This window comes from Mesorhizobium sp. GW821-FHT04C10 (assembly GCF_059420305.1).
The window spans coordinates 6,273,559-6,297,362 of the sequence record NZ_JBWKTL010000001.1; the positions used below are offsets into that span (position 1 = coordinate 6,273,559).

General features: G+C 64.3%; 21 protein-coding genes. 10 read left to right on the forward strand and 11 right to left on the reverse strand.

The window, feature by feature from the left end:
- Positions 1 to 35: 35 nt before the first annotated feature.
- A complete protein-coding gene (locus tag AC07UC_RS30165) occupies positions 36 to 1,250 on the reverse strand; it encodes a substrate-binding domain-containing protein (protein ID WP_494908394.1) in 1,215 nt (404 codons plus the stop codon).
- 315 nt (positions 1,251 to 1,565) lie between these two features.
- Between AC07UC_RS30165 and AC07UC_RS30170 the strand changes: the two genes are divergently transcribed.
- The 5 genes from AC07UC_RS30170 to AC07UC_RS30190 all read left to right on the forward strand — a co-directional run bounded on the left by AC07UC_RS30170 (position 1,566) and on the right by AC07UC_RS30190 (position 7,049).
- Positions 1,566 to 2,330 carry an electron transfer flavoprotein subunit beta/FixA family protein gene (locus AC07UC_RS30170; RefSeq protein ID WP_140775042.1) on the forward strand — a complete coding sequence of 255 codons (765 nt, stop codon included), beginning with the start codon at positions 1,566 to 1,568 and terminating at the stop codon, positions 2,328 to 2,330.
- A gap of 3 nt (positions 2,331 to 2,333) precedes the next feature.
- A complete protein-coding gene (locus AC07UC_RS30175; protein WP_494908395.1) occupies positions 2,334 to 3,302 on the forward strand; it encodes an electron transfer flavoprotein subunit alpha/FixB family protein in 969 nt (322 codons plus the stop codon).
- 1 nt (position 3,303) lies between these two features.
- A complete protein-coding gene (locus tag AC07UC_RS30180) occupies positions 3,304 to 5,259 on the forward strand; it encodes a (Fe-S)-binding protein (RefSeq protein ID WP_494908397.1) in 1,956 nt (651 codons plus the stop codon).
- Between the two features lie 69 nt (positions 5,260 to 5,328).
- Positions 5,329 to 6,252: an NAD(P)-dependent oxidoreductase gene (locus tag AC07UC_RS30185; RefSeq protein WP_140775039.1), complete on the forward strand. Its 924-nt coding sequence runs from the start codon at positions 5,329 to 5,331 to the stop codon at positions 6,250 to 6,252.
- A 104-nt stretch (positions 6,253 to 6,356) separates the two neighbouring features.
- Complete coding sequence (locus tag AC07UC_RS30190) at positions 6,357 to 7,049, forward strand: N-acyl homoserine lactonase family protein (RefSeq protein WP_494908398.1); 693 nt, start codon at positions 6,357 to 6,359, stop codon at positions 7,047 to 7,049.
- A 226-nt stretch (positions 7,050 to 7,275) separates the two neighbouring features.
- Here the strand turns inward: AC07UC_RS30190 and bktB are convergent, their stop codons facing one another.
- The 8 genes from bktB to AC07UC_RS30230 form a co-directional block, all read right to left on the reverse strand.
- The gene (bktB, locus tag AC07UC_RS30195) at positions 7,276 to 8,460 is read right to left on the reverse strand and encodes a beta-ketothiolase BktB (RefSeq protein WP_140775038.1); all 1,185 of its coding nucleotides are present in this window, start codon (positions 8,458 to 8,460) and stop codon (positions 7,276 to 7,278) included.
- Between the two features lie 250 nt (positions 8,461 to 8,710).
- Complete coding sequence (locus AC07UC_RS30200) at positions 8,711 to 9,481, reverse strand: enoyl-CoA hydratase-related protein (protein ID WP_494908399.1); 771 nt, start codon at positions 9,479 to 9,481, stop codon at positions 8,711 to 8,713.
- The gene (locus AC07UC_RS30205; RefSeq protein WP_494908400.1) at positions 9,478 to 10,083 is read right to left on the reverse strand and encodes a 2-hydroxychromene-2-carboxylate isomerase; all 606 of its coding nucleotides are present in this window, start codon (positions 10,081 to 10,083) and stop codon (positions 9,478 to 9,480) included. Before AC07UC_RS30205 ends, AC07UC_RS30200 begins: the two co-directional genes overlap by 4 nt.
- 4 nt (positions 10,084 to 10,087) lie before the next feature.
- The gene (locus AC07UC_RS30210; protein WP_494908401.1) at positions 10,088 to 11,695 is read right to left on the reverse strand and encodes an acyl-CoA carboxylase subunit beta; all 1,608 of its coding nucleotides are present in this window, start codon (positions 11,693 to 11,695) and stop codon (positions 10,088 to 10,090) included.
- 2 nt (positions 11,696 to 11,697) lie between these two features.
- On the reverse strand, positions 11,698 to 12,195 hold the full coding sequence (locus AC07UC_RS30215; protein ID WP_494908402.1) for a biotin/lipoyl-containing protein: 498 nt from the start codon (positions 12,193 to 12,195) through the stop codon (positions 11,698 to 11,700).
- A gap of 2 nt (positions 12,196 to 12,197) precedes the next feature.
- The gene (locus AC07UC_RS30220) at positions 12,198 to 13,685 is read right to left on the reverse strand and encodes an acetyl-CoA carboxylase biotin carboxylase subunit (protein WP_494908403.1); all 1,488 of its coding nucleotides are present in this window, start codon (positions 13,683 to 13,685) and stop codon (positions 12,198 to 12,200) included.
- Positions 13,682 to 15,514 carry an acyclic terpene utilization AtuA family protein gene (locus tag AC07UC_RS30225; RefSeq protein WP_494908404.1) on the reverse strand — a complete coding sequence of 611 codons (1,833 nt, stop codon included), beginning with the start codon at positions 15,512 to 15,514 and terminating at the stop codon, positions 13,682 to 13,684. The genes AC07UC_RS30220 and AC07UC_RS30225 overlap by 4 nt, the downstream gene beginning before the upstream one ends.
- Positions 15,511 to 16,293, reverse strand: coding sequence for an enoyl-CoA hydratase-related protein (locus tag AC07UC_RS30230; protein ID WP_494908405.1), 783 nt, complete (start codon positions 16,291 to 16,293; stop codon positions 15,511 to 15,513). Before AC07UC_RS30230 ends, AC07UC_RS30225 begins: the two co-directional genes overlap by 4 nt.
- A 224-nt stretch (positions 16,294 to 16,517) precedes the next feature.
- On the opposite strand from AC07UC_RS30230, the gene AC07UC_RS30235 reads away from it, so the two are divergent.
- Together AC07UC_RS30235 and AC07UC_RS30240 are read left to right on the forward strand one after the other, a co-directional pair.
- The gene (locus tag AC07UC_RS30235; protein WP_494908406.1) at positions 16,518 to 17,726 is read left to right on the forward strand and encodes an acyl-CoA dehydrogenase family protein; all 1,209 of its coding nucleotides are present in this window, start codon (positions 16,518 to 16,520) and stop codon (positions 17,724 to 17,726) included.
- Positions 17,723 to 18,589, forward strand: a complete 867-nt coding sequence (locus AC07UC_RS30240) for an SDR family oxidoreductase (protein WP_140775029.1) — start codon at positions 17,723 to 17,725, stop codon at positions 18,587 to 18,589. Before AC07UC_RS30235 ends, AC07UC_RS30240 begins: the two co-directional genes overlap by 4 nt.
- Positions 18,590 to 18,604: 15 nt before the next feature.
- Here the strand turns inward: AC07UC_RS30240 and AC07UC_RS30245 are convergent, their stop codons facing one another.
- Entirely contained in the window at positions 18,605 to 19,603 is a 999-nt protein-coding gene (locus tag AC07UC_RS30245) for an NADPH:quinone oxidoreductase family protein (protein WP_494908407.1), read from the reverse strand.
- On the reverse strand, positions 19,600 to 20,265 hold the full coding sequence (locus tag AC07UC_RS30250; protein ID WP_202323762.1) for a TetR/AcrR family transcriptional regulator: 666 nt from the start codon (positions 20,263 to 20,265) through the stop codon (positions 19,600 to 19,602). Before AC07UC_RS30250 ends, AC07UC_RS30245 begins: the two co-directional genes overlap by 4 nt.
- A 243-nt stretch (positions 20,266 to 20,508) precedes the next feature.
- On the opposite strand from AC07UC_RS30250, the gene AC07UC_RS30255 reads away from it, so the two are divergent.
- The 3 genes from AC07UC_RS30255 (at position 20,509) to AC07UC_RS30265 (ending at position 23,788) form a co-directional block, all read left to right on the forward strand.
- Complete coding sequence (locus AC07UC_RS30255) at positions 20,509 to 21,585, forward strand: phosphotransferase family protein (RefSeq protein WP_494908408.1); 1,077 nt, start codon at positions 20,509 to 20,511, stop codon at positions 21,583 to 21,585.
- Positions 21,582 to 22,055 carry a hypothetical protein gene (locus AC07UC_RS30260; RefSeq protein ID WP_494908409.1) on the forward strand — a complete coding sequence of 158 codons (474 nt, stop codon included), beginning with the start codon at positions 21,582 to 21,584 and terminating at the stop codon, positions 22,053 to 22,055. The genes AC07UC_RS30255 and AC07UC_RS30260 overlap by 4 nt, the downstream gene beginning before the upstream one ends.
- 122 nt (positions 22,056 to 22,177) lie before the next feature.
- A complete protein-coding gene (locus tag AC07UC_RS30265) occupies positions 22,178 to 23,788 on the forward strand; it encodes an AMP-binding protein (protein ID WP_494908410.1) in 1,611 nt (536 codons plus the stop codon).
- The last annotated feature ends 16 nt before the right edge of the window (positions 23,789 to 23,804 follow it).

A 23,804-nucleotide genomic window follows, 5' to 3' on the forward strand; every position in this document is an offset into this window, starting at 1 on the left:
GCCCAGAAGGGCGCACACCGGGTCGCTTGGGAGGCTTACTTCGGATAGTCGGGATTGAATGTGCTCGGATTGTAGCCGGCAGGCAGCCCGTTGCTTGGCGACAGATCGCCCGGGTCGCTCATGCTGACATGGTCGAGCAGATGCCTGTCGCCCTTGACCGAGACCGTATCCGCGCCGGGCGACGTGACGACCTGGAAGCTCACCTCGACCTTGTCCGGGACCGAGATACCCTTGAGCACGTCGAGCGCGGTCTCGATGCCGGTGATGCCCATCGACGTCGGATAGTCGATGCCGACCATCTTGATGTTGTGCTTGTTGGCCAGCTGATACATCCGGGCAACGTCGCCACCGGTCATCGGCGGGAATTCGCCGTCCTTGTAACCGGCGTCAAGAAACGCTTCGATCGCGCCATAGCCCTGTAGCGCGCTGTCGGCCAAGACACCGTCGATGGCCTTGCCGTGCTTCTGGATCAGCGCGGCCATCACCGACTTGCCGGTTGCCGGATTCCAGTCGCAATACTGCTTCTCCAGCACCTTGATGTCGGGAAACTTCGAGAACACTTCCTCGTTCGCCTTGATGCGGATTTCCGCGACGCTCGACCCGGCGATGCCCGGCAGCATCACGATGTTGCCCTTGCCGCCCAGCGTCTCGCACAACCACTGCGCCTCGAGACGGCCCAACGCCCAGTCGGATGCCGTGACGTAGGTGATGTAGTTGGCCGGCGTCTTCACCTTGCGATCGACCATGACAACAGGGATGCCCTGTTCGGTTGCACGGCCGACGACGGAATCGAGCGCGTCCTCGGTCGAGGCCGCAATGAGCAGAATATCGACGCCCTGGCTGATCAGATCCTGGATATCCGCGATCTGCTTGGAAGGATCGTCATTGGCGTCGGTGACGAGAAGATGAGCGATCTCGTCGCGATGCTGGCCGGCGGACCACAGGACGCCATGCTGAAAGGCGACGCGCCAGGCATTGGAAATCGAAGCATTGGAGAACCCGATCGTGTACGGACCCGCCTTCTTCCATTTCGAGGTGTCGACCATGGTGTTGGCATTGGGGTTCCACATCCAGGTGCGCGGCGCGCCGTAGTAGCCAGGCTTCTTTTCCGCCGTCTCTGAAGCGACGGCCGCGCTGGTCTGGGCGAGTTGGATGGCCGGCGCGGCGGCCATGGCTGCCGCCACGGCCGGCATGCCCCGGATAAAGCCCTTACGGGAAATCTTGTGGTCTAGAATGCTCTTTATTGACATTGGTTCCTCCTCCTTAACGCTCGACAGAGCGTTTAAAATTCTCCTCAGATATTCTCGCACACGAGAAAGTATAAACAAAGAATATATGTTTATATCTCGGGCAAATCGCACGAGCATTCTCCTGACAACCTCCAACTCAGGAAAATTCGATTGGACGCGATTTGACGCAAATTAGCAGTCGATTACCCATGATCGTCAATCTGCCGTCTTGTAATAGCTGCTATTACCTTTTTGGCCATTGGGAGCAGCGAAGAATACGACTTATCTAGCAGCCGGTTCTGGGCGCTTGAGGTGCGTTCCGTCGGAGGAGAGGCCGTGAATATTCTTGTCGTCTTGCGCATGATCCCGGATTCCGCGGGCGAGCTGCAACTCGCCGAGGACGGCCGCAGCATCGATCGGGAATGGCTGGATTTCCAGCTCAACGATTTCGACGATCATGCCCTCGAGGAAGCAATCCTGCTCAAGGAAGCCGTCGGTGCGAAGGTAACGGCGGTGGCCGTTGGCGAAGGCGCCAACCGGGTCCTGCAGATGGCCGCGGCGCGCGGCGCCGACGAAGTCGTGGCCCTCCAATTCGAGGAGGACGCCATGATCTCCTCACGAGAGATCGCGGCTTCCATCGCCGCGATGGCGAGGGCAAGGTCGGCAGACCTGGTTCTGTGCGGCGTCCAATCGAGCGAGGATGTCTTTGGCCAGCTCGCGCCCTATGTCGGCGCGCTGCTCGACTGGCCGCATGTGTCGGGAACCAACCGTATCGTTGCGAACGGCGCCGTGCTTCGGGTCACGCAAGAGCGCGGCGCGGGTGTCGCCGTCACCTATGAGCTGGCCACGCCGGCGGTGCTCGGCGTTCAGACCGCGTCGAAGGCGCCCCGCTATGTCTCGGGCAGCAAGCTTCGCGAGGCGTCCAAGACGCCCATCGGCCGCGCCACGCCCGAATTGTCGGGCTTCGAGCGTACCGCCGAGATCATCACATTGCGCCTGCCAGTCCAGGGCGGCTCCGGCGAGAACCTCGGCGGCAATGCTGAGACAGTCGCGGATCGCTTGATCACCATCCTGGCAGCCAAAGGCCTGGCGAGGAACTAAGCCATGAAATTGATTGCCTGTACCGAAGGCCATTCCGGCAAGATCGAAGCCTTCTCACTTGAGATGATCGCCGCGGCGCGCTCGCTGGCCCAGGCCGACGACGAAGTCGTTGCCTTTTTCGCCGGTCGTGACGCGGAAGGCGCATCCACTTGCCTTGGTGCCGCCGATCGCCTGATAGTGGCCCGCTCGACAAAATCGGATGTCATTCCCGCCGAGGCCTACGCGCTGCTTCTGCGCGACGTCATCACCGCCGAAAGCCCCGGCCTGATCCTGGTTCCCTATTCGGCAAACGGACTGGACGTGGCAGCGGACATCGCGGCGCGAACCGGCTGGCCGCTCATCTCCTATGTCAATGAAATCAAGCGGCATGGCGAAGCCCTGACGATCGTCGCGCAGATGTATGGCGGCAAGATACTGGCCGAATGCGAAGTGCGGCTGCCCGCGATTCTGATGATCAACCCAGGAGCCTTCGCGACGGCAGCGCCGGATCCGATCGCGCCCATGAACGTGCAGACGATCGATGCCGAACCCGTACTCACCAGCGGCAAGGTGAAGATGGTGGCCATCGACATGCCGGATTATGCCGACGTCGATCTGACGACAGCCGACAGGATCGTGTGCGTGGGCCGCGGCATCGGCGACGAGGCAAGCATCGACCTTGCTCGCAATCTGGCGACGATGCTGGGGGCGGAGATCGCCGGCAGCCGTCCTGTGGTCGACAATGGCTGGCTGCCGAAGCTGCGCCAGGTCGGCAAATCCGGCCAGAAGGTGAAGCCGAAGCTTTACCTGGCGCTCGGCGTGTCCGGCGCGCCCGAACATCTCGAGGGCATGTCGCAGGCCGACCTCATCATTGCCGTCAACACCGACCCGAAGGCCCCCATCTTCAATGTCGCGCATTACGGCGCGACCTGTGACCTGTTCGATCTCGTCGCCAATCTGAGCGACAGGCTGCGAGCCGGCTCTGGCCGTTGAGATGGCATCGACCCTGCCACTCTGGATCCTGGTCATCACAGCACTCGCGTTGACGGCCTGGCGCTCTCGCCGTTACGCGGTCGCTCTCGCCAATGCACCGGCAGCGGCCCGCTTCGACCGCCCGATGCTGCGTCTCCAGGGCGTGATGGTCGCCATCGGCATGCACCGGAAAATGCTCCGCAAGCCGCTTTCCGGCGTGCTCCACGCAATCATCTTCATTTCATTCTTCGTGCTGTTCACCGCCACCATCGATGCCTTCGGCTCGCGGCTGTTTCCCGGGTTCTCGCTTGCGCCCATCGGAGGCGAAACCTGGATTGCCGCTCTGCAGGATATCTTTTCGGTGCTGATGCTGGTCGGCGTCGCACTTGCACTCTATCAGCGCTACGTGCTGAGGCCTGCCCGCTTCGATGGCTCGAGCGGCAGCGATGCGGCAATCATCTATGTGTTGATCGTTCTGATCGTGGCGTCTCTGCTGCTCGAGGCGGCGGCGCGCATAGCCGGCGGCGCCGACGGCTCGTGGCGGCCCGTCGCGTCGGCGCTTGCCGGACTGCTCGAGCGTGCCGGCATACCGGGACATGCGGGCGAAGAGCTGTTCTACTGGGTTCACGTCGGCGCCATTCTGGCGTTCCTCGTCTATATCCCCGGCTCGAAACACCGGCACATGTTCCTTGCCGCGCCCAACATCTACTTCCGCAGCCTCGAGCCGCGCGGCCTGGCGCCCGCGGTCCCGGAAGCGCGTGAGGCTCCAGGCATCGACAGCCTGGGACAGTTCGACTGGAAGCAGCAGCTTGACCTTCTGTCCTGCACCGAATGCGGCCGCTGCCAGGCGGTCTGCCCAGCCTATGCGGCCGGTCTGCCGCTCAGCCCGAAGTTGCTGATCACCGACATGCGCGATGCGCTTGCCGCGGGACCATCGGCGGCCCCGCTGGTCGGCGGCGTGATTTCCGAGGAGACACTGTGGGCCTGCACCACCTGTCGTGCCTGCATGGAAGCATGCCCGGTCGAGATCGAGCATCTGCCCAAGATCATCGACATGCGCCGTCATCTTGTCGACGAAGGCCGTATCAGCCCCGGGCTCCAGGAGGCGCTATCGAGCCTGACCCGCCTCGGCAACTCCATGGGCAAGCCTTCCAAGATGCGGGCCCGCTGGACCAAGGAGCTCGGTTTTCCGGTCAAGGACGCGCGCGAGGAGCCTGTCGACGTTCTGTGGTTCGTCGGAGACTACGCGTCCTACGATCCGCGCGTTCAGGAAATCACCCGCAAGGTTGCCGAACTGCTGACCGCGGCCGGTGTCGACTTCGGCATTCTCTTCGATGCCGAGCGCAACAGCGGCAACGATGTGCGGCGGGCCGGCGAAGAAGGTCTGTTCGAGACGCTCGCTCAGTCCAACATCGATGAGATCAAGGCGTGCAACTTCAACCGGATCATGACCACCGATCCGCATAGCCTGAATGCGCTGAAGAACGACTATCAGCATTTCGGCGCGGCGTTCGAGGTGCTGCACTATACGGCGCTGCTGGCGGAACTCATCGCGGCGGGAAAACTCGACCTGCATGTCGCCGACGGCGCCAGGGTCACCTATCACGATCCCTGCTATCTTGGACGCTACAATGGCGGCTTCGATGCGCCGCGCGACCTGATCCGGGCCGCCGGCTATACGCTTCATGACATGCCGCGCTGCCGGGAGAATTCCTTTTGCTGCGGCGCCGGCGGCGGCCGCATCTGGCAAGGTGACGACGGTGTGACCGAGCGGCCGAGCGAGAACCGCATCCGCGAGGCACTGAGCCTGGGCGACGTCGCTTATTTCGTCGTCGCCTGTCCGAAGGACAAGGTGATGTACACAGCCGCGATCGATGCACTCGGCGTGGCCGACAGATTGAAGGTCGTGGACATAGCGGAACTTCTCGTGCCGCGTACAAGCCAGGCGCTCGAAATGCCCACGGTGGAAACGACCTGACGGAATGCGATCCGGGAAATCGAGACCAAGCACCATGGGCAATAGGCCCCGAAGGAGGAGAGAGCGATCATGTCGACCCTGAAAATCGGCTTTGTTGGCATTGGAAAAATGGGCACGCCGATGGCGACCCGTCTCATCCAGGCCGGCTATGAGGTGATAGTCCACGATATCGACGCCAACGCCGTGCTGGAACTGACCAATTCGGGCGCAAAGGCCGCAGGCAGCGCAGGCGAGGTTGCCGATGCCGCGGAGATCGTCTTTGCCAGCTTGCCCAGCCCGCAGATCCTGGAAAAGATCGTGCTCGGCGATGGCGGCATCGCCGACGGCAAGGCCGTCCGCATCTTCGTCGACATTTCCACTACCGGCCCGCGAACGGCCGCCAGGGTTGCAGAAGGCCTTGCAGCCAAGAACATCGCCATGATCGATGCGCCCGTCAGCGGCGGATTGAAGGGAGCACGCAACGGCACCCTCGCCGTCATGGTCTCGGGTCCCAAGGCCGCCTTCGAGACGGCGAGGCCGGTCATCGAGAATTTCGGCCGGATATTCTTCATGGGCGAGGTTCAGGGCGCCGCCCAGACCATGAAGCTAGCCAACAACCTGCTTGCGGCGGCGGCCCTTGCGGTCTCCTCCGAGGCGGTGGTGATGGGCGTGAAGGCGGGCCTCGATCCGAAGGTCATGATCGACGTCATCAACGCATCGAGCGGCCGCAACAGTGCCACCGAGGACAAGTTCCCGAAATCCGTCCTGCCGCGCACCTTCGATTTCGGCTTCGCCACCGGCCTGTCCTTCAAGGATGTGCGGCTGTGCGTGGATGAGGCGGAGGCGATGGGCGTGCCTATGGTGGTGGGCAGTGCCGTGCGCCAGCTGCTGAGCGTGACGAACCAGCTCTATGGGCCGGATTCCGATTTTACCTGTATGGTCAAGACGGTTGAGACATGGGCGCATGTGGAGGTCGGCTCAGCCCAGACCCCAGATGTCGCCAAAGCGAGCTGATCATGGGTGACTCCGAACGCTATGATATCCATGCCGTTCGCTACGGCCATTTCGAACGCCGCTCGGGTGAGAATTTCCTGGGCGGGGACACACATGATGTTCCCATGCCGCTCGACTACTTCGTCTGGGCGATCGTCGGCGCGAAGCGCACTTTCATCGTCGACACAGGTTTCGACAAACCGACCGGTGACAAACGCGGACGCAGTGTCGTGAGGCCCGTCGATGACGGCCTGGCGGCAATCGGCATCAACCACGCCGACGTCAGCGACGTCATCGTCTCACACATGCATTACGACCACTGCGGGAACCATCATCTGTTTCCGAACGCGACCTTTCACCTGCAGGATGCGGAGATGGAGTTCGCGACCGGCCGCTGCATGTGCCACCACGCCATGCGCCATCCCTTCGAGGCCGAAGACGTCACCACCATGGTGCGGCGCGTCTTTGCCGGAAAGGTTTGCTTCCACGACCCCGAGTCGCAGATCGCGCCCGGCATCACGCTCCACAAGGTTGGCGGCCACTCGCGCGGATTGCAGGTGGTGCGGGTGGAAACCGACAACGGCGCGGTCGTGATTGCGTCCGACGCAGCCCATTTCTACGCCAATATGGAGCGCGAAAAGCCCTTTCCGGTCTTCGACCGACTGAGCGACGTGATCTTCGGGGTGGAACGGATGAAGCAGCTTGCCAGTTCGCCCGCTCACATCGTGCCGGGGCACGATCCGCTGGTGCTCAAGCGCTTCGCGCGCAGCCGCCAGGACGTCGAGGACATTGTAAGCCTTACCCACCCGTTGGACTGATCATGTCGATGCCGTGACGGCAGGGATCCAGCGGCACCTTCGGGAAGCCGGCCGGGTCACAGCCATGAATTGGTTCCCGGCCTCGCCAGGAGCGCGCACCGAGCATTCGGATACGCGCGGCCTCGCACGGATCAAGGCGATGACCGACTTCATCGCCAGCGCGGTGCGTGGGCGGGAGATCTGTTCGTGCCGAGACAGAGACAGGACGGTGGCCGAAAGCCGCGGCTCAGATCCTTTCTACAGCCAGCGCTATGCCTTGCCCGCCGCCGATGCACATGGTGATGAGCGCGAGACGTCCCCCGGTCCGTTGAAGGTAATTGATTGCCTTGACGGTCAGGATCGTGCCTGTCGCGCCGACCGGATGGCCGAACGCGATAGCGCCCCCTTCGGGGTTCACCTTGGCAGGATCCAGTCCGAGTTCGCGATTGACCGCCAGGGCCTGCGCGGCAAACGCCTCGTTGGACTCGATCACGTCGAAATCCTCGATCTGAAGCCCCGAGCGGGCGAGAAGCGCGCGCACCGCCGGCACCGGACCAATGCCCATGATGCCCGGCTCGACGCCGGCATGCGCGTAGGCCGCGATCCTGGCGAGCGGCCTTGCGCCGCTGCGTTTCACATAGCCCTCGCCCGCAAGGATAACGGCCGCGGCGCCATCGTTGATGCCGGAGGCATTCCCCGCCGTAACCGAGCCGTCCTTCTTGAAGGCCGGTCGCAACGCCGCCAACGATTCGGCCGTCGTGCCCGGCTTTGGATGTTCGTCGGTCTCGAACCTTACCGTCTTGCGGCCAGCCGTCACGTCGATCGGCAGGATCTGTTCCTTGAAATGGCCGGCGTTGATCGCCTCGGCGGCGCGGCGCTGGCTCTCCAGAGCGAAGGTGTCCTGCTGTTCGCGCGATATGCCAAACTTCGCCGCCACGTTCTCGGCCGTCATGCCCATGATGCCGCTGCCGAAAGGATCGGTGAGGACGCCCGTCAGGCCATCGGCCATGGAGACATCCCCCATCTTCTGCCCAAAGCGCCCGACACCAAGATAGTGCGGCGCCCTGCTCATCACTTCCGCGCCGCCGGCAAGCGTCACATCAGCGTCACCGAGCATGATCGACTGCGCCGCCGACACGATGGCCTGCGCGCCGCTGCCGCAGAGCCTGTTCAACGTCATGGCAGGTGTTTCCTTGGGAATGCCGGCGTCGATCGCCGCCACGCGGGCGAGATAGGCATCCTTCGGTCCGGTCGGTATCACATTGCCGAAGACCACATGGCCGACTTCGGAAGGCTCGATGCCGGCGCGCTTGATCGCTTCGGCGGCTACCCTGGCGCCAAGCGCGGCCGGCTCCTCGCCGCTAAGCGTTCCACCGAAAGTACCGATGCCGGTACGTACGCCCGAAAGGATGTAGGTCGTCTGGATGGTCATATGCTGTCACCGTTCCTTCTGGCATCCTGGGGATTTTTCATGCGCCCGGTCTCGAGATGGGCGAGCAAACGCGGATAGAACGCCCGCCTGCGAAGACAGCGTCATCGAGCAGCGGCGAAAGCGCGGCGAGGTTCACCGCTCTTTCGAGCGGCCCGCCGGCCCCCGCGTGCCGGGCGGCGAACTCGCGCACAGCGGGATGGTCGCTATCGATGAAGCGGGGCGGTCTCAGCGCTGTCTCCATTGCCGGATCCTACTCTTTCCGCCGAGCGAAGAACTCCGCGATGCGCGCCTTCATCGCCGGAGAACGGCCCGCCTCGCCTTGCAGATCCTGCTCAAGTTGAAGCTGTTCGCTCGCGCCGAAATCAGCCGCGCCCGCTATCAGTTGCTTTGTAGCCGCCACCGCCTGCGCGTCGAGAGCCGCGAGCCGCGCGCAAATCGCGAGAGCGGCGGCATGCAGACCGTCGTCCTCCACGATCTCCCAGACAAGGCCCCATTGCAGCGAGCGTTCCGCTGTGATCCGGTCCCCCAACAACATCATGCCGGACGCGCGTACGCGGCCAAGGATGCGCGAAAGAAAAAGCGTGTTGCCGGCATCGGGCACGAGCGCGATGCCGACGAAAGGCTCGTAGAAATAGGCCGAGCGGGCGGCGATGACGATGTCGGCTGCGAGCGCGATACCCACGGCAGCGCCGGCGCAAGGGCCGTTCACGGCTGCCACGATGGGCAAACGCGACGCCCGCATTGTCTCGACGAGAGGGTTGAAGTGGCGCTCCAGCACATCGTCGAGCGCGGGAGTATCGCCCGGGTCGATCGTCGACAGGTCGTAGCCTGCCCCGAACGCCCTTCCTTCTCCGGTTAAAAGAACCGCCCGCACATCGCGATCGGAGGCCGCTTCGGTGATCGCGGCACGCAGTTCGTCGGCCGTTTGGTTGCGATAGGCATTGAGCTTCGCCGGTCGGTTGACCGCGACGCGCGCGACCCCGTCGGACACGCTGTAGCTCACGTCTTCGTACCGGTTCATCCACCACCTCCTGCCAGGAACCATCGCAGTTGCGGAAGCCTATCGGCCCCGAAGAACCCTTCTCCGTCGACCAGGACGTAGGGCGAGCCCACGACCCCTGCGTCGATTGCCTCGCGCACGGCAGCCTCCAAGCGCGTACGGCCGAGCTGCCCGTGCATCGCTTCAAGCGCCTCCGCCTCGGAAATGCCAGTCTCGCTGGCAAGGGCGACAAGCGTTGCCTCGTCGGAAATGTCCTGGTGCTCCACGAAAAAAGCGTTGAGCAAGCGGCGCGCCAAGACGTCGACGAGATCTTGGGCAAGCCTGTCGCAGCAGCCGTGGAACAGACGCGCCGCCAGGTGGGATGAGAGCGGCAGCTTCACCGGATGGCGGTAAGGCAATCCATGAAAAGCGGCAGAGCGCCGCATGTCCTTGAGGAAATAGTCGCGCTTGGCCGGCGGGTCCATTGGCGCCTGTATCCCAAGCGCCTTGAGGACCGCCCACACCAGGATCGGCCGCCGCTCCACCGGCCGCCCGAATTCCTCGCCGATCCGGTCGATCTCAGCGGCCGCGAAATAGGCGTATGGCGACGCGAAGTCGAAATAGAAGCGGATGGGCCCGGCCACCTGCCTAGAACCTGAAGACGCCGTAGCCCGCCTCGCCCAGCGGCGCGTTGAGCGAAACGGAGATCGCGATGCCCAGCGAATTGCGCGTGTCCAGCGGGTCGATGATGCCGTCGTCCCAAAGTTCGGATGTCGAATAGTAAGCCGATAATTGCTCCTGGTAGGCGGAGCGGGTCGCGTCCCAGACGCGCCTGACTTCCGCCTCGTCGACGGTTCCTCCGTTGCGCCGCATCTGGTTCACCTTGACTTCGGCAAGCGTGTTCGCGGCCTGATCGCCACCCATAACGCCGATCTGGTGGTTCGGCCAGGTGAAGAGGAAACGTCCGTCGAAGGCGCGGCCGCACATGCCGTAATTGCCAGCGCCAAACGATCCGTTGCACATGACGGTGAATTTCGGCACCCGGCTGCAGGACTGCGCCATGATCATCTTGGCGCCGTCCTTGGTGATGCCCTTGCGCTCGTATTCGCGTCCGACCATGTAGCCGGTAATGTTTTGCAGGAACACCAGCGGCGTGTTGTTCTGGTTGCAAAGCTCTATGAAATGGCCGCCCTTCAGGGACGAGTCGTTGAACAGCACGCCGTTGTTGGCAAGGATACCGACCTTGAAGCCCCATATGTGCGCGAACCCGCAAACCAGCGTGGTGCCGTAGTTGGGCTGATACTCATGGAAGCGGCTGCCATCGACGATGCGGGCGATGATCTCGCGCATGTCGAAGGACTTCTTGATGTCGTCGGGAACGATCCCGTAAATCTCCTGCGGGTCGTAGGCGGGGTCCTCCGGCGTTTCCCGCTGGCAATCCCACTTCCTGGGTCTGTCCCACTGCGCGACGATCTCGCGCCCGATATGAATCGCCTCCTGCTCGCTCGATGCGGGATAGTCGGCGGTACCCGAGACGCTGGTGTGCATGTCGGCCCCACCGAGTTCCTCGACCGTGACCTCCTCACCGGTGGCAGCCTTCACCAGCGGCGGACCGCCCAGGAAGATCGCCCCGGTCTTGCGCACGATGACGCTGTAGTCCGACAAGCCGGGAATATAGGCGCCGCCCGCCGTGCAGTGTCCGAACACCAGCGACAGCTGCTTGATCCCGAGCTTGGAGAGGATCGACTGGTTCCTGAAGATGCGGCCCGCCATGTACTTGTCGGGAAACACCTCGGACTGGAGCTGCAGTAAACCACCGGCGGAATCGCACAGATGGATCACGGGCAGCCTGTTCTCCATCGCGATGTCGAGCGCGCGCACGATCTTCTTGGCTGTCAGCGGATACCAGGCGCCGCCTTTCACCGTCGGGTCGTCGGCGCGCACCACCACCTCGCGCCCCGAGACGATGCCGATGCCGACGATCGAGGACGCGGAAGGCGAATCGCCGTCATAGGCCATGTTGGCGGCGAGCGAGGAAAGTTCGAGGAAGGGCGTGCCGGGATCGAGCAGCTTTTCGATCCGCTCCCGCGGTCGCATCTTGCCCTGGCTGGCCAACCGGTCGAGGTCGCGCGTCGGCCGCTTGTACCGGCTGGCCTCCTGCTTTTCGCGGAACTCGGCGACAAGTCTGCGATTATGCGCGTCGTTGCGGCGGAAGTCCGCCGATGATGTGCTGAGCGAGGACTGGATCTTGCGCATGGTCAGACGTCCTGTGGCTCGAGCATGGCGACGACTTCGTCCTTCTCGAACGTGGCGCCGGAACTGCGCAGTATCTTGGCGACCACTCCGTCGCGCGGCGCGGACAGGACCATCTGCAGCTTCATGCTTTCGATCGTCAGGATAGGTTCTCCACGGACGACCTTGTCGCCGACTTCGCGATGGACATCGACGACGGCGCCAGGCATCGGCGCCTTGATTGCATCCTGCGGGCCTGCCCCGCCCGCCTCGCCGGCGAAGGGATCGACCATGCCCACTTCAAATGTGCGGCCCGCCAGCCGGACGATCTGCCGGTCGTGGAAACCGGCGCGCGCGAAAGCGACGCTGTGCCCGGCGATGCCAAGCACGCGGCGCCCGTCCCCGATATCGGCCACCTGGTCGATTTCGTGCTCTCGGCCGTCGATCGAGATCACCAGGTGCGGCCGCCGGCGCACGATCGTCACTTCGTGGGTATGGCCGTCCAACGTCAGCCTGAAAACCATGCTCAGTTCCTCCAGCCGCCGATGGCCGCGTAGGGCTCGGGCGTGCGGATCGCGAGTTCATGGAAATCGCGGAAGCCGAGCGCCGCCGCCGCCAGCACCTGGACGCGCAGGGCCTCGCCGACCGGAGCCGGCGCCAGGGCACCGCCATGCTCGGTCACAAAGGCTGTATGGAGATCGCCCGCGCGGAACGAAGCATGGCCGAGGACCCGCATCAGATAGTCGACATTCGTCCTGACGCCGAGCACGGCAAGCATGTCGAGGGCGGCTATGGACCGCTCGATCGCCTCGTCGCGGCTTGCGCCGTGAACCACCAGCTTGGCGAGCATCGGATCGAAGTCCGACGTCACCTTCCTGCCCTGGTCCAGCGCGTTCTCGAAACGGAGCCAAGGCTCCTCGGGCACCCCGATATACGCGATCGTGCCCGTCTCCGGCATGAAGTCGCGTTCCGGATCCTCAGCGCAGATCCGGCACTCGATCGCATGTCCGCCGATCTTCGCCTCGTCCTGCCGAAGCGGCAGTCCCTTGCCCGCCGCGATCTCTATCTGCGCGCGGACAAGGTCGAGGCCGGTGATCATCTCGGTCACTGGGTGCTCGACCTGGAGGCGGGTGTTCATTTCGAGGAAGAAGAAGCGTCCATCCGCGCCAAGGATGAACTCGACCGTTCCTGCATTGCTGTACTTGGCCGCGGACGCAAGACGCACCGCGGACGCACAGATCTCGTCGCGCAAGCCGGCGGGCAGGTTGGCGGCTGGTGCCTCCTCGATGATCTTCTGGAAGCGGCGCTGCACCGAGCATTCCCGCTCGAACAGGTGGATCGCCCCGCCTTCGCCGTCCCCCAGCACCTGCACCTCGATATGGCGAGGGCGCTCGACATAGGTTTCGGCATAGATCCGTCCGTCGCCGAAATAGCGCTGTGCCTCGCTGGCCGCGAGGGCGGAAGCGCGGTGCAGTTCGCCGGCTGAGCGGACGATGCTCATGCCCTTGCCGCCGCCGCCGGCCGCGGCCTTGATGAGCAACGGAAAGCCGATGGTCTCCGCCTGCCTCGTGAAGTCCTCTATACTGTCCGTCGGCATCACGGATGGCGCGACCGCGACGCCGTTCGCCGCCGCGAAATTGCGCGCCGAAATCTTGTCCCCCATGAGCGCGATTGTCTCGGAATCCGGACCTATGAAAGTCATGCCGGCCTGCGCCACGGCGGCGGCAAAGCGGGCGTTCTCGGACAGGAAACCATAGCCGGGATGGATGGCGTCGGCTCCGACGGCAAGCGCCGCCTCGACTATCCGGCCGATGTCGAGATGAGCCGCGACAGGCGTCTGACCCTCGATCTCGACGGCTTGTGAAGCCATGCGCACATGCCGGGCGCCTGCCTCGACACGATGATGGATCGCCACGGACTGAATGCCCATGGCATCGAGGGTCCGGAAGACGCGACAAGCGATCTCGCCCCGATTGGCAACCAGGACCTTCTTGAACAAAGGGGTCTCGCTCATGGGGCGACATCTTCCTGCCAGGCAGCCAACGGCCCGTCCAGGTCGAGCCAGAAGGCGGGAACCTCGATCGGGATATCCATCAGGATTTGCGCCAGGGCCTTGCCCTGCGGATCATGGCGCAGCGAGGCGATGCCGCCCCCGCCGAGGCCCTGATGCAGGAGGAAATTCAAACCTTGCAGTCCGGGCCAGTCGTAGCGGACCACCTTGCCATTGGCGAAATGCGCGAAGTAATGCCGCACGGCTTCCTCGGTCAGGCTGCGGCGGATCCATGGGAGATAGTCACCACGCCTTGCCAGAACACCGATATTGCCGATGTCGCCCTTGTCGCCGCTGCGACCGTGGGCAAGCGCGATCAGCGGGACGGCGGCGAGAGCAACGCCCGCGGCATCCGCGTCGGAAACGCTCGTCGACCCGCGAACAGACAGGCTTGCGCCGTCGTTCGGGGTGAAGGGGGCGACGATAAGGCTCGTGCCGCCGATCTCGACCGTCGCCGCGATGTCCCCCTTGGGAACGAGGAAGGAGAACAGCCGGATGACCGGCTGCGGCTCCGGGCGGCCGCCCGCGAAGCCGGTGATGCCCTGCGCCATCGCGGTGGCGGCCGGATAGATCTCGCGCGCGAATATCCCGAGCGCATCCTTCTGCGGATGGCGGACGCCGATCTTGAGGATCACTTCGCGCGCGCCGGTCGCGCGGGATTGGGCGCCGTAGTTCGATTCAGCGCCCAGCAACTCGATCGACGTCTCAGCGAAACCGCCGAACCCCGCGGCGTGCATGAGCCGCTCCGACCGTTTGAGGATCGCCTCGCCGGTTGCCATCGCCTTTTCGGCGGCATGACGTCCCGCTATCATCATGGTGGCGCCGGCGCGGTAACCGTCCGCATAGGTCGCGCTTGCCTTGTAGCTTGCGGTGGGCGCGGCGCCCCGGGCGCCGGAGACGCGGACACGCTCGGTCCCTGCCTCCTCGAGCTTGACCGCGCTCCAGTCGGCGACCACGTCAGGCAGGATGTAGCGGCTCGGATCACCCACCTCGTAGACGATCTGCTCCGCCACCGTGCGTGGCGTGACAAGCCCCCCGGTTCCGGCAGGCTTGGTCAGGACAAAGCTGCCGTCGGCCGAGCATTCCGCGATCGGAAAGCCCATGTCGTCCCAGCCTTCCACCTCTCGCCAGTCGGTGAATACGCCGCCTGTCGCCTGCGTGCCGCATTCGACGACATGGCCGACCAGGCTGCCGGCTGACAGGAGATCATAGTCGGTCGGCCGCCAGTCGAACTCGTGGATGAGCGGCCCCAGCACGATGGCGGAGTCGACCGCGCGCCCGGTGATGACAACATCAGCTCCGGCATCCAGCGCGGCCGCAATCGGAAAGGCGCCAAGATAGGCATTCACGCTCGAGAATGACGCCGGCATCGGCGCGCCCGAGAACATCTCGCGAATGCCCTCGGCGCGATAGCGGTCGCAGGAGGCGGACAGGTCGTCGCCCAGCACAACGGCGATCTTCAGGTCCACCCCCGCTTCGGCGAACACGGCCTGTAAGGCTTCGCGACAGGCAAGGGGATTGACGCCACCGGCATTTGTGACCACCCGGATTCCCTGCTCCGCGATATCGCGCGCCAGGGGTCTCATGACCATCGAAACGAAGTCGGTGGCATAGCCGAGTTCCGGCCGCTTCACCTTCATCCGCACCAGGATCGACATGGTGATCTCGGCCAGATAGTCCATGACGAGATAGTCTATCCCGCCAGAGCGGACGAGCTGCGCCGGTCCGTCCGGGCTGTCTCCCCAGAACCCGGCGCCGCAACCGATGCGAACGACACGGCCAGCCGCGCTCATTCCGCGGTCCATTCCGGCGCGCGCTTCTCGTTGAAGGCCGACAGTCCCTCGCGGGCGTCCCGGGTCCGGACCATGTTGGTCAGCATGAACTGTGCGTATTCGAGCGCGCTGTCCGTCGACATCTCCCGGATCTTTGCCAACGCCTGCTTGCCCAGGCGGATACCTGTGGGCGACTTGTCCACGACACGCGCCAGCAGCCAATCGAGCCGGGTATCCAGCTCTGCGGCCGGCACCGCGTAGTTGATCAGATTTTCGGCGGAGGCCGCGCCGGCCGTCATGGCCTCGCCGGTGATGCAGAGTTCCATCATGCGGCGATAGGAAACCGTTCGCAGCAAATAAGGCAGGATCATCATGGGAAAGAGCCCGACCTTGACCTCAGACACACCGACCAGCGCATCCTCGCGCGCCACGACCAGGTCACACGCACAGACAAGCCCGAAGCCTCCCGCTAGCGCGTGGCCGTTGACCCGCGCAATCAGCGGCAGGCGGCAGGCATCCATCCGGCGCAGCAACCGCGCCACATAGTGGCGCGGATCGGCTGCATCGATGGTGAACGGCGTTCCGTCCGCCTGCAATTGCAGGTCGCCGCCAGCGCAGAAGGCCTTATCGCCGGCCCCGGTCAGGACCACCGCGCGTACATCGCGATCGGCTTCCGCCATGTCGAGCCCCGCCTCGATACCGCGTGCCACGGCCTCATTAAGCGCGTTGCGCCGCGCCTCGCGATCGATGGTGATCCACAGGGCCGCGCCACGGCGCTCGATTTTGACCGGCTCCTCCACTCGTCCTCCTTGGTCGCAGGCATCGGCAAGCACATAAATGAATTGAATTCATCAGCGTTGTCAATCGCGGCAGCAAGAACATTCCTGTGAAAATTTTGGCAATTGCACTATCATACGCCCTGGTGAATGGCCGGTTGACAACCTCTTCATCATCTGATGATGAAATTGTCTCATTAACGTCTGATGCAGATCGGAACCTTTGGACGAGGGAGGAAGGACGCCAGATGAGCGACGCCACGGGACAGACTGATCCGGCCGCCCGCTTCGGTCTCGACGCCGAACAGCAGATGATCCTCGACAATGCAGACCGCTTCGCGCGCAACGAATTCTATCATCTGTCCGAGCGCATGGACGCGGAGGAGTGGTGGCCCGAAGACGTGTTCCCGAAAATCGGCGACAACGGCCTGTTCGGGATCACGATTCCGGAAACCTATGGCGGCGCCGGGCTCGACCTCGTCGCGGCCGGGCTGGTGCTGCAGGGCTTTGCCCGGTGGAACCATGCGATGGCTCTTGCCTGGGTCGCGCATGACAATTTGTGCGCCAACAACATCTACCGCAATGGTAGCGAGGACCAACGGCGGCGCTACCTGCCGGACCTTTGCGCCGGACGCAAGATCGGCGCGCTGGGGCTGACCGAGCCGGGGGCAGGGTCCGACGCGCTCGGCTCCATGCGCACGACCGCCCGCCGCGACGGCGGCCACTACGTCCTGAACGGCAGCAAGATCTACATCACCAACGGGCCGGTCGCCGATGTGCTGCTGGTCTATGCCAAGACCAGCCGGGACAAGGGGACGCACGGCATTTCGGCCTTCATCGTCGAGAAGGGCATGCCGGGCTTCACCGTCGCCCAGAAGCTTAACAAGATGGGATATCGCGGCAGCCAGACCGGCGAGCTTCTGTTCGAGGACTGTCGCGTTCCGGCCGAAAACCTGGTCGGCGGCGAGGATCGCGGCGTTGCCGTCGTGATGAGCGGCCTGGACCTGGAGCGCGCCATGATTGCGCCGCTGTGCCTCGGCGTGGCCGAGCGCGCGCTGGAGCTCTCGGTCGACTACGCCAAGACGCGCAGGCAGTTCGGCAAGCCGATCGGCTCTTTCCAGATGGTCCAGTCGATGCTGGCCGACATGTATGTGCAGGTGGAAACCGCGCGCAGCCTCACCTACCGCGTCCTGGCCGCGGCAGCACCGCTGGAAGTCGGCGGAGGCGGCCGCGGCGACATCCACATGCTGACGGCCGCATCGGTGATGTACGCGGCGGAGGCCGCCCACAAGGTGCTCGATCTCGCCGTGCAGATCCATGGCGGAACCGGCTATATCTGGGAGTCGGAGATCAACCGCCTGTTCCGCTCCACGAAGCTGATGGAGATCGGGGCCGGCACGACCGAGATTCGCAAGATGATCATCGCGGGCGAATTGCTGAAGGGGATGGACCGGTGAGCGAGCTTGAAGCCGAACCTTTCGGGTTAACCGAGGCCGAACTCGCCGAACACCCTACTGTCTTTGCCGGCGGCACATTCGCGGGCAAGGTTGTGGTGGTATCCGGCGGCGCCGGAGGAATCGGCCGCGCGACAGCCTGGCTGTTTGCCCGGCTCGGGGCGCATGTGGTGGTGGCCGGACGCAGCGAGGGCAAGGTCGCCGATGTTGTCGGCGCGATCGGCGCGCGCGGTTTTCCGTGCAGCGGCCATACGGTCGATATCCGCGAGCCGGACAGCGTCGCGGCTTTCTTCGATCGCGTCTGGACCGACCATGGGCGCATCGACGCACTGGTCAACAGCGCCGGCGGCCAGTTCCCGCAACCCGCGATCGACTTCAGCGTGAAGGGCTGGAACGCCGTCATCAACACCAACCTCAACGGCACCTGGTTCATGATGCAGGCGGCCGCGCGCAAATGGCGTGATGCCGGCGCGGCAGGCAACATCGTAAACATCGTTGTCGTGACGACCCACGGCCTCTACGGCGTGGCACATTCGATCGCCGCGCGATCCGGCGTCATCGGATTGACACGTAGCGTGGCGGTCGAGTGGGCGCCGCTCAACATCCGCGTCAACTGCGTTGCTCCGGGAGCAATCGAAACCGAGGGCTGGAAAGTGTACACGCCAGAGGCGCGGGCGGCTTATCCGCGCTCGAACCCGATGATGCGACCGGGCGACGTCTGGGACATTGCCGAGGCCTGCGTCTATCTGGCGGGGCCGTCGGGCAAATACATCACCGGCGAGCTGCTGACGGTCGACGGCGGCAGTCAGCTCTGGGGCGAGACCTGGACAACCGGAAAGCCCGACTACTTCAAGACGCCGGAATAGTCGGTCCCCTCGCGCTCAGGGGACGGTCACCACGATCTTCCCGCTTGCCCGGCGCGCCGCCAGTTCGGTAATCGCGTCGGCACCGCGTTCCAGCGGAAAACGGGCTGATACGACCGGCTTCACACGGCCCTGCCGGTAGAGCGCGAAAAGCTCGGTCAGCGCCTCGCGATGACGCCGCGGGTCGCGCTCCATCGCCGCCCCCCAGAAGATGCCGAGCACATCGCAGCCCTTGAGCAGCGGAAGGTTGAGAGGTATCCGGGCTATGCCGGCCGGGAAGCCCACGACGAGGAAGCGGCCTAGCCAGGCAATGCCGCGCAGGGCAGGCTCGGAATAGGCTCCGCCGACCGGATCCAGGACCACGTCCGCTCCGCCGGAGCCGCAGAGCTTCTTGAACTCGGCCGCGAGTGCCTTCTGACCGTCGCCTTCCGTCAGCCGCGCATCGTACACGACGCCCGCATCCGCGCCGAGGCTGATGGCAAGGTCGACCTTCTCCTTGCTCGATGCCGCGGCAACCACGCGCGCGCCGAGCGCCTTGCCGATCTCGACGGCGGCAAGTCCGACGCCTCCGGCGGCCCCCAGAACAAGCAGCGTCTCTCCGGCCTTGAGGCCGGCACGGTCGACCAGCGCGTGGTAGGATGTGCCGTAGGTGAGCAGGAAGGCCGCCGCCTCGTCGAGAGGCATGTCGTCGGGTATGCGGGCGCATCGCCAGGCGTCCACCGCCACCTTCTCCGACATCGCGCCCCAGATCGTCATCGCCAGGACGCGGTCGCCAGGCGCGAAATCCGTGACGCCCTCTCCCACGGCTTCGACCGTTCCAGAAAACTCACCGCCGGGGGCGAAGGGCCGCTCGGGCCGGAACTGATACCGATCGGAGATGATCAATGAATCCGGAAAATTGACGCCGACGGCGGCAACGCGCACGAGCAACTGGCCGGGCCCCGCGGCCGGCTCGGCGACATTCTCCAGCACCAGCGTATCGGGACCGCCGGGAGCCTTGCTCAGAAGGGCTTTCATGATTTGAACACCGTTCCCGTGACGAGTTTCATGTAGACATCGACGACAAAGGCCGGCGGCCGCGTGAAATGACCGTCGACAAAGCAGAACCGCGCGCTGAGATACTCGCGCGACGACAGCAGCATCTGCACCACCACCTCCAGTTCCTCCGGATCGGTGACGATCAGGTTGCCGCGTTCCAGTTCGAAAGCCAGCGCGCGGCGATAGCTTGCCGTCTGCTGGTCGAGATGCCGCCGGAAGCCGAGCGGCGCCTGGACGGGCCCCTCGCTGAGTATCTTGAAAAGGTGCGGCGCCGTCTCGAGAAATTCGAAGAAGGCGCTGATGCGCGCCCGTTCCCGCTCCAGTGCGTTGTCGGGCGCCGCGCGGACACGCGCCCTCACCATGTCGTGCAGCTTGTCGCTGATCGCAGGCAGCAGCTGATCCAACAAATCCTGCCGCGATTCGAAATAGTTGTAGAACGTACCCTGCGCGACCTCGGCACGAGATGTGATGAGCGCCACCGAAGTCGCCGCATAGCCGGATTCGCCAACGATCTCCACGGCGGCGTCGAACAGGCGGCTGCGTGTCGCCTCCGCCTTTTCCGCGCGCGTCAGCCTGCCCTTCGTGCCTTTCGCTGGCGCGGCATGACTTCCGGATTCTCCCAGTGTGGCGGGACCATTCATGACGAAAAGCCTAGGTGCGGCCAGCGAGCCTGTCAAACAAAATGAATCATGAACCATGAGTCATTTTTGTTTACAACAGCGAAAATCCGGTTAGCATGATTTGCATCGGAGGCGGTCGAGAAGGATCGCCATCTCCGGCCGCGCCCAGGCGCTGTCCGGGCGGAACCCGTTTCCGGGCAAGCCGCGCTGATCGAGGGAGGAGGCCCCTGTGAGCATGAACGCATCTGCAGGCGATCTTCGCGCATGACCGCCCTTGCCGTCGGCCAGCAGCAGGTGTCGCGCCTGTTCGACGCGACGGATGTAGACGCGGTCCGCGCGGCTCTCGCGGATTTCGTGCGGGTCCAGACGAACGGCCCGGTCGAGATCGGGCCGCTGCGCCGTTTCACCGTCGGTTTTTCCTGGGTCACCTATGGCTTCCAAGCGAAATGGAGCGAGGGCGGACAGGTCCATCAGAAAGACCTCATCTTGAGGGTCGGCCCTCCGACCGGCATCTTCGGCCCCTACCGCGCCTATCCCGAGTTCGTCACCTTGCGCGCGCTTGCCGGCAGCGCGGTGCCGGTTCCACGGGTCTACTGGCACAGCGACGACGATTCTGTCCTGGGCGCTCCGTTCTTCGTGGCCAGCCTTGAGCCTGGCGAGGCGCCGATACCCTGGACGAAAGACGGGGGGCCGGCCTTTGACGATGCGCGACGGGCCGTGCTCGGCGAGCAGTTCGTCGGCGCGCTGGCGGCCCTCCATGGGTTTGAATGGCAGCGGACCGCTGTCGCGAATATCGATGGAACGAAGGATGTCCGGCGCGCCGCCGTCGATCAGGTGGATCACTGGATGGGCCTGCTCGCCAGATGGTCCCCGGAGCGCGTACCCATGCTTGAAATGGCGGCGCTGTGGCTGCGCGAGAATGCGCCCGTCGCGAGACGGATCGCCATCACTCACGGCGACTACCGGATCGGCAATTTCCTGGTGGTGGAGGACCGTATCACCGCTATCCTCGATTGGGAGCTTGTCCGCCTTGGCGATCCGGTCGAGGATCTGGGCTGGATCTGCCTGCAGGCCTGGCGGGGACGTTCGCCCTATATGTGCCATCTGTTCGAGCGAGAGGAATTACGCGACCGTTACGCGGCGCTCTCCGGCCAGGAGGTAAGCCTGGCCGACATGGCCTACTGGGAGGCGTTCGGAACGCTGAAGCTCGCCGTCATGCATTTCGGCGCGACCGATTGTTTCGCCCGGCGCGGCTTCAACGATCTGCGCATGGCGGGCATGGGCGCGCAAATCCCCCGCATGCTCCTCCAGGTCGAGTCCGCAGTGGAGCGCGCCTCATGAACATCCCTCTTTCACGCCTCATCGAAGGTATCATCGCGACCATGCGCAGCGACGTCATTCCGCATGTCGGCGATGCCTACGCGCGCGGCCAGGCGGTCGGCGTGATCGATCTGCTGAACAACATCGCTCCCCGGGTGGAATGGGCGCAGGCGCCCCTGGCCGCGGCGGTCAGGCAGAAAGTCGACCTTCTGGAGAATGTCTCCGGGGTCATTCCCGAATCTGCCGTCGATGCTGTCGGAAACGATGCCTCGACCGCGGAGGCGCTCCTGGCGCGCAAGGCGGAACTCGATGCGGCACTCGGAGACGTGCTGGCGCAGGCATGGCCGCGCCGCCGCGAGGAGGAATCCAGCCGGGCCGTCGCCGCGATCAAGGCACATCTGCACGCCGAGGCGGACGCCGAGTTGAAGAAGACGCGCAAGCCTCTGTTCGCGGAGATCGCCAGCGGCAAGGACGGCGCGAAACACGACTAGACCAATTCCAGGAGAAGCGTGGAACGGTTTTCCGTCCGGGATTGCGTAGGAATAAACAGTTAGGGCAGCATTTCCATGAAACTGCGAGTTGCCCGTCAAGTCGCTGCAGGGAGGCGGTGACCATGGTCAGTCATCTCGATCCAAGGATGCCGGCACCCGAAGCCTGCGTTCAGCGTTACATGCTGGAACGCTGGGCGAGGACGCAGCCGGACAAGATATTCGCGATCTTCGCCGACGGCTCACGATGGACCTATGCCGAGACACTGGCAAGCACCATCCGCACGGCGAATGCGCTCAAGGCGCTGGGCGTTCGGCAGGGCGATCGCGTTCTGTGCTGGCTGCCTAATGGGGCCGACTGCCTACTCTCCTGGCTCGGGCTCAACTACCTCGGCGCGGTGTTCGTGCCGATCAATCTTTCCTATCGGGGCAACATCCTGGCGCACACCGTCAAATTGTCGGAAGCGCGGCTGGGCATCGTTCATGCCGAGTTGCATCAGAGGCTGGGCGATGTCGAGCGCGCCGGACTGGAGCAGATCGTCGTGCTTGGCGGCAAAGGACACCCGGTCCCGGGCCTGAGGGTGCACCAGGCCGAGAGCTTCACCTCGACCGACGACAACCCGCCGGCGCTAGAGCGGCCGATCGTGCCGTGGGACATGCAGGCGATCGTCTTCACCTCCGGCACTACCGGCCCCTCCAAGGGCGTGATGTCGTCCTACATGCATATCTACAGCATGGCCGTCTCCGCACCTTTCCTGGGCAGCGACGACCGCTATCTCATCCACCTGCCGCTCTTCCATTCCGCCGGCGTGATGCCGATCACCGCGATGCTCATCCATGGCGGGTCGGTCGTTGTGGTCGAGGCGTTCAGCACCGAGGACTTCTGGCCACTCGTGCGTCGCACCGGCGTCACCACGGCCATCCTGCTCGGCGTCATGGGCGGCTTCCTCCTCAAGCGCCCTCCGAGCGGGGACGACAGGGAGCACACGCTGCGGACCTGTACCTACGTGCCGCTCAACGAGACGGCGCTGGAATTCCATCAGCGGTTCGGCACCGAGATCCACACGCATTTCAATATGACCGAGATCTCGATGCCGATCGTCTCCGAGGCCAACCCCAAGGCGCTCGGAAGCGCCGGCAAGCCTCGCGCCGGCGTCCAGGTCAGGATCGTTGACGAGAACGACTGCGAGGTTGATGTCGGCGCCGTGGGCGAACTGGTGGTTCGCACGGATTGCCCGTGGGCGATGAACCACGGCTATGCGCTCGATCCTCAGGCGACAGTAGCCGCCTGGCGCAACGGCTGGTTTCACACCGGCGACGGCTTCCGGCGCGATGCGGATGGCAACTTCTATTTCGTCGACCGCCTGAAGGATGCAATCCGCCGCCGTGGCGAGAACATCTCCTCCTTCGAGGTTGAATCCGAGGTCCTGGCGCATCCTTCGGTACGCGAGGCCGCGGCGATCGCGATCAAGAGCGAGATCGCCGAGGACGAAGTCCTGGCGGTCGTGTCCCTGAAGGACGGCGCCACGCTCGACCCCGCCGAACTGATAGAGTTCCTGCGACCCCGCATGGCTCACTTCATGATCCCTCGCTACGTGCGCGTGGTGGAGGCCCTGCCCCGCACCCCGACCGCAAAGATCGAGAAGATCAAGCTGCGCGAATTCGGGATAACCGCCGACACCTGGGACCGTGAAGCCGCGGGGATCGTCGTCAAGCGCGAAAAGATCGGCGCCTGAAGTAGTCGTGCCCGAT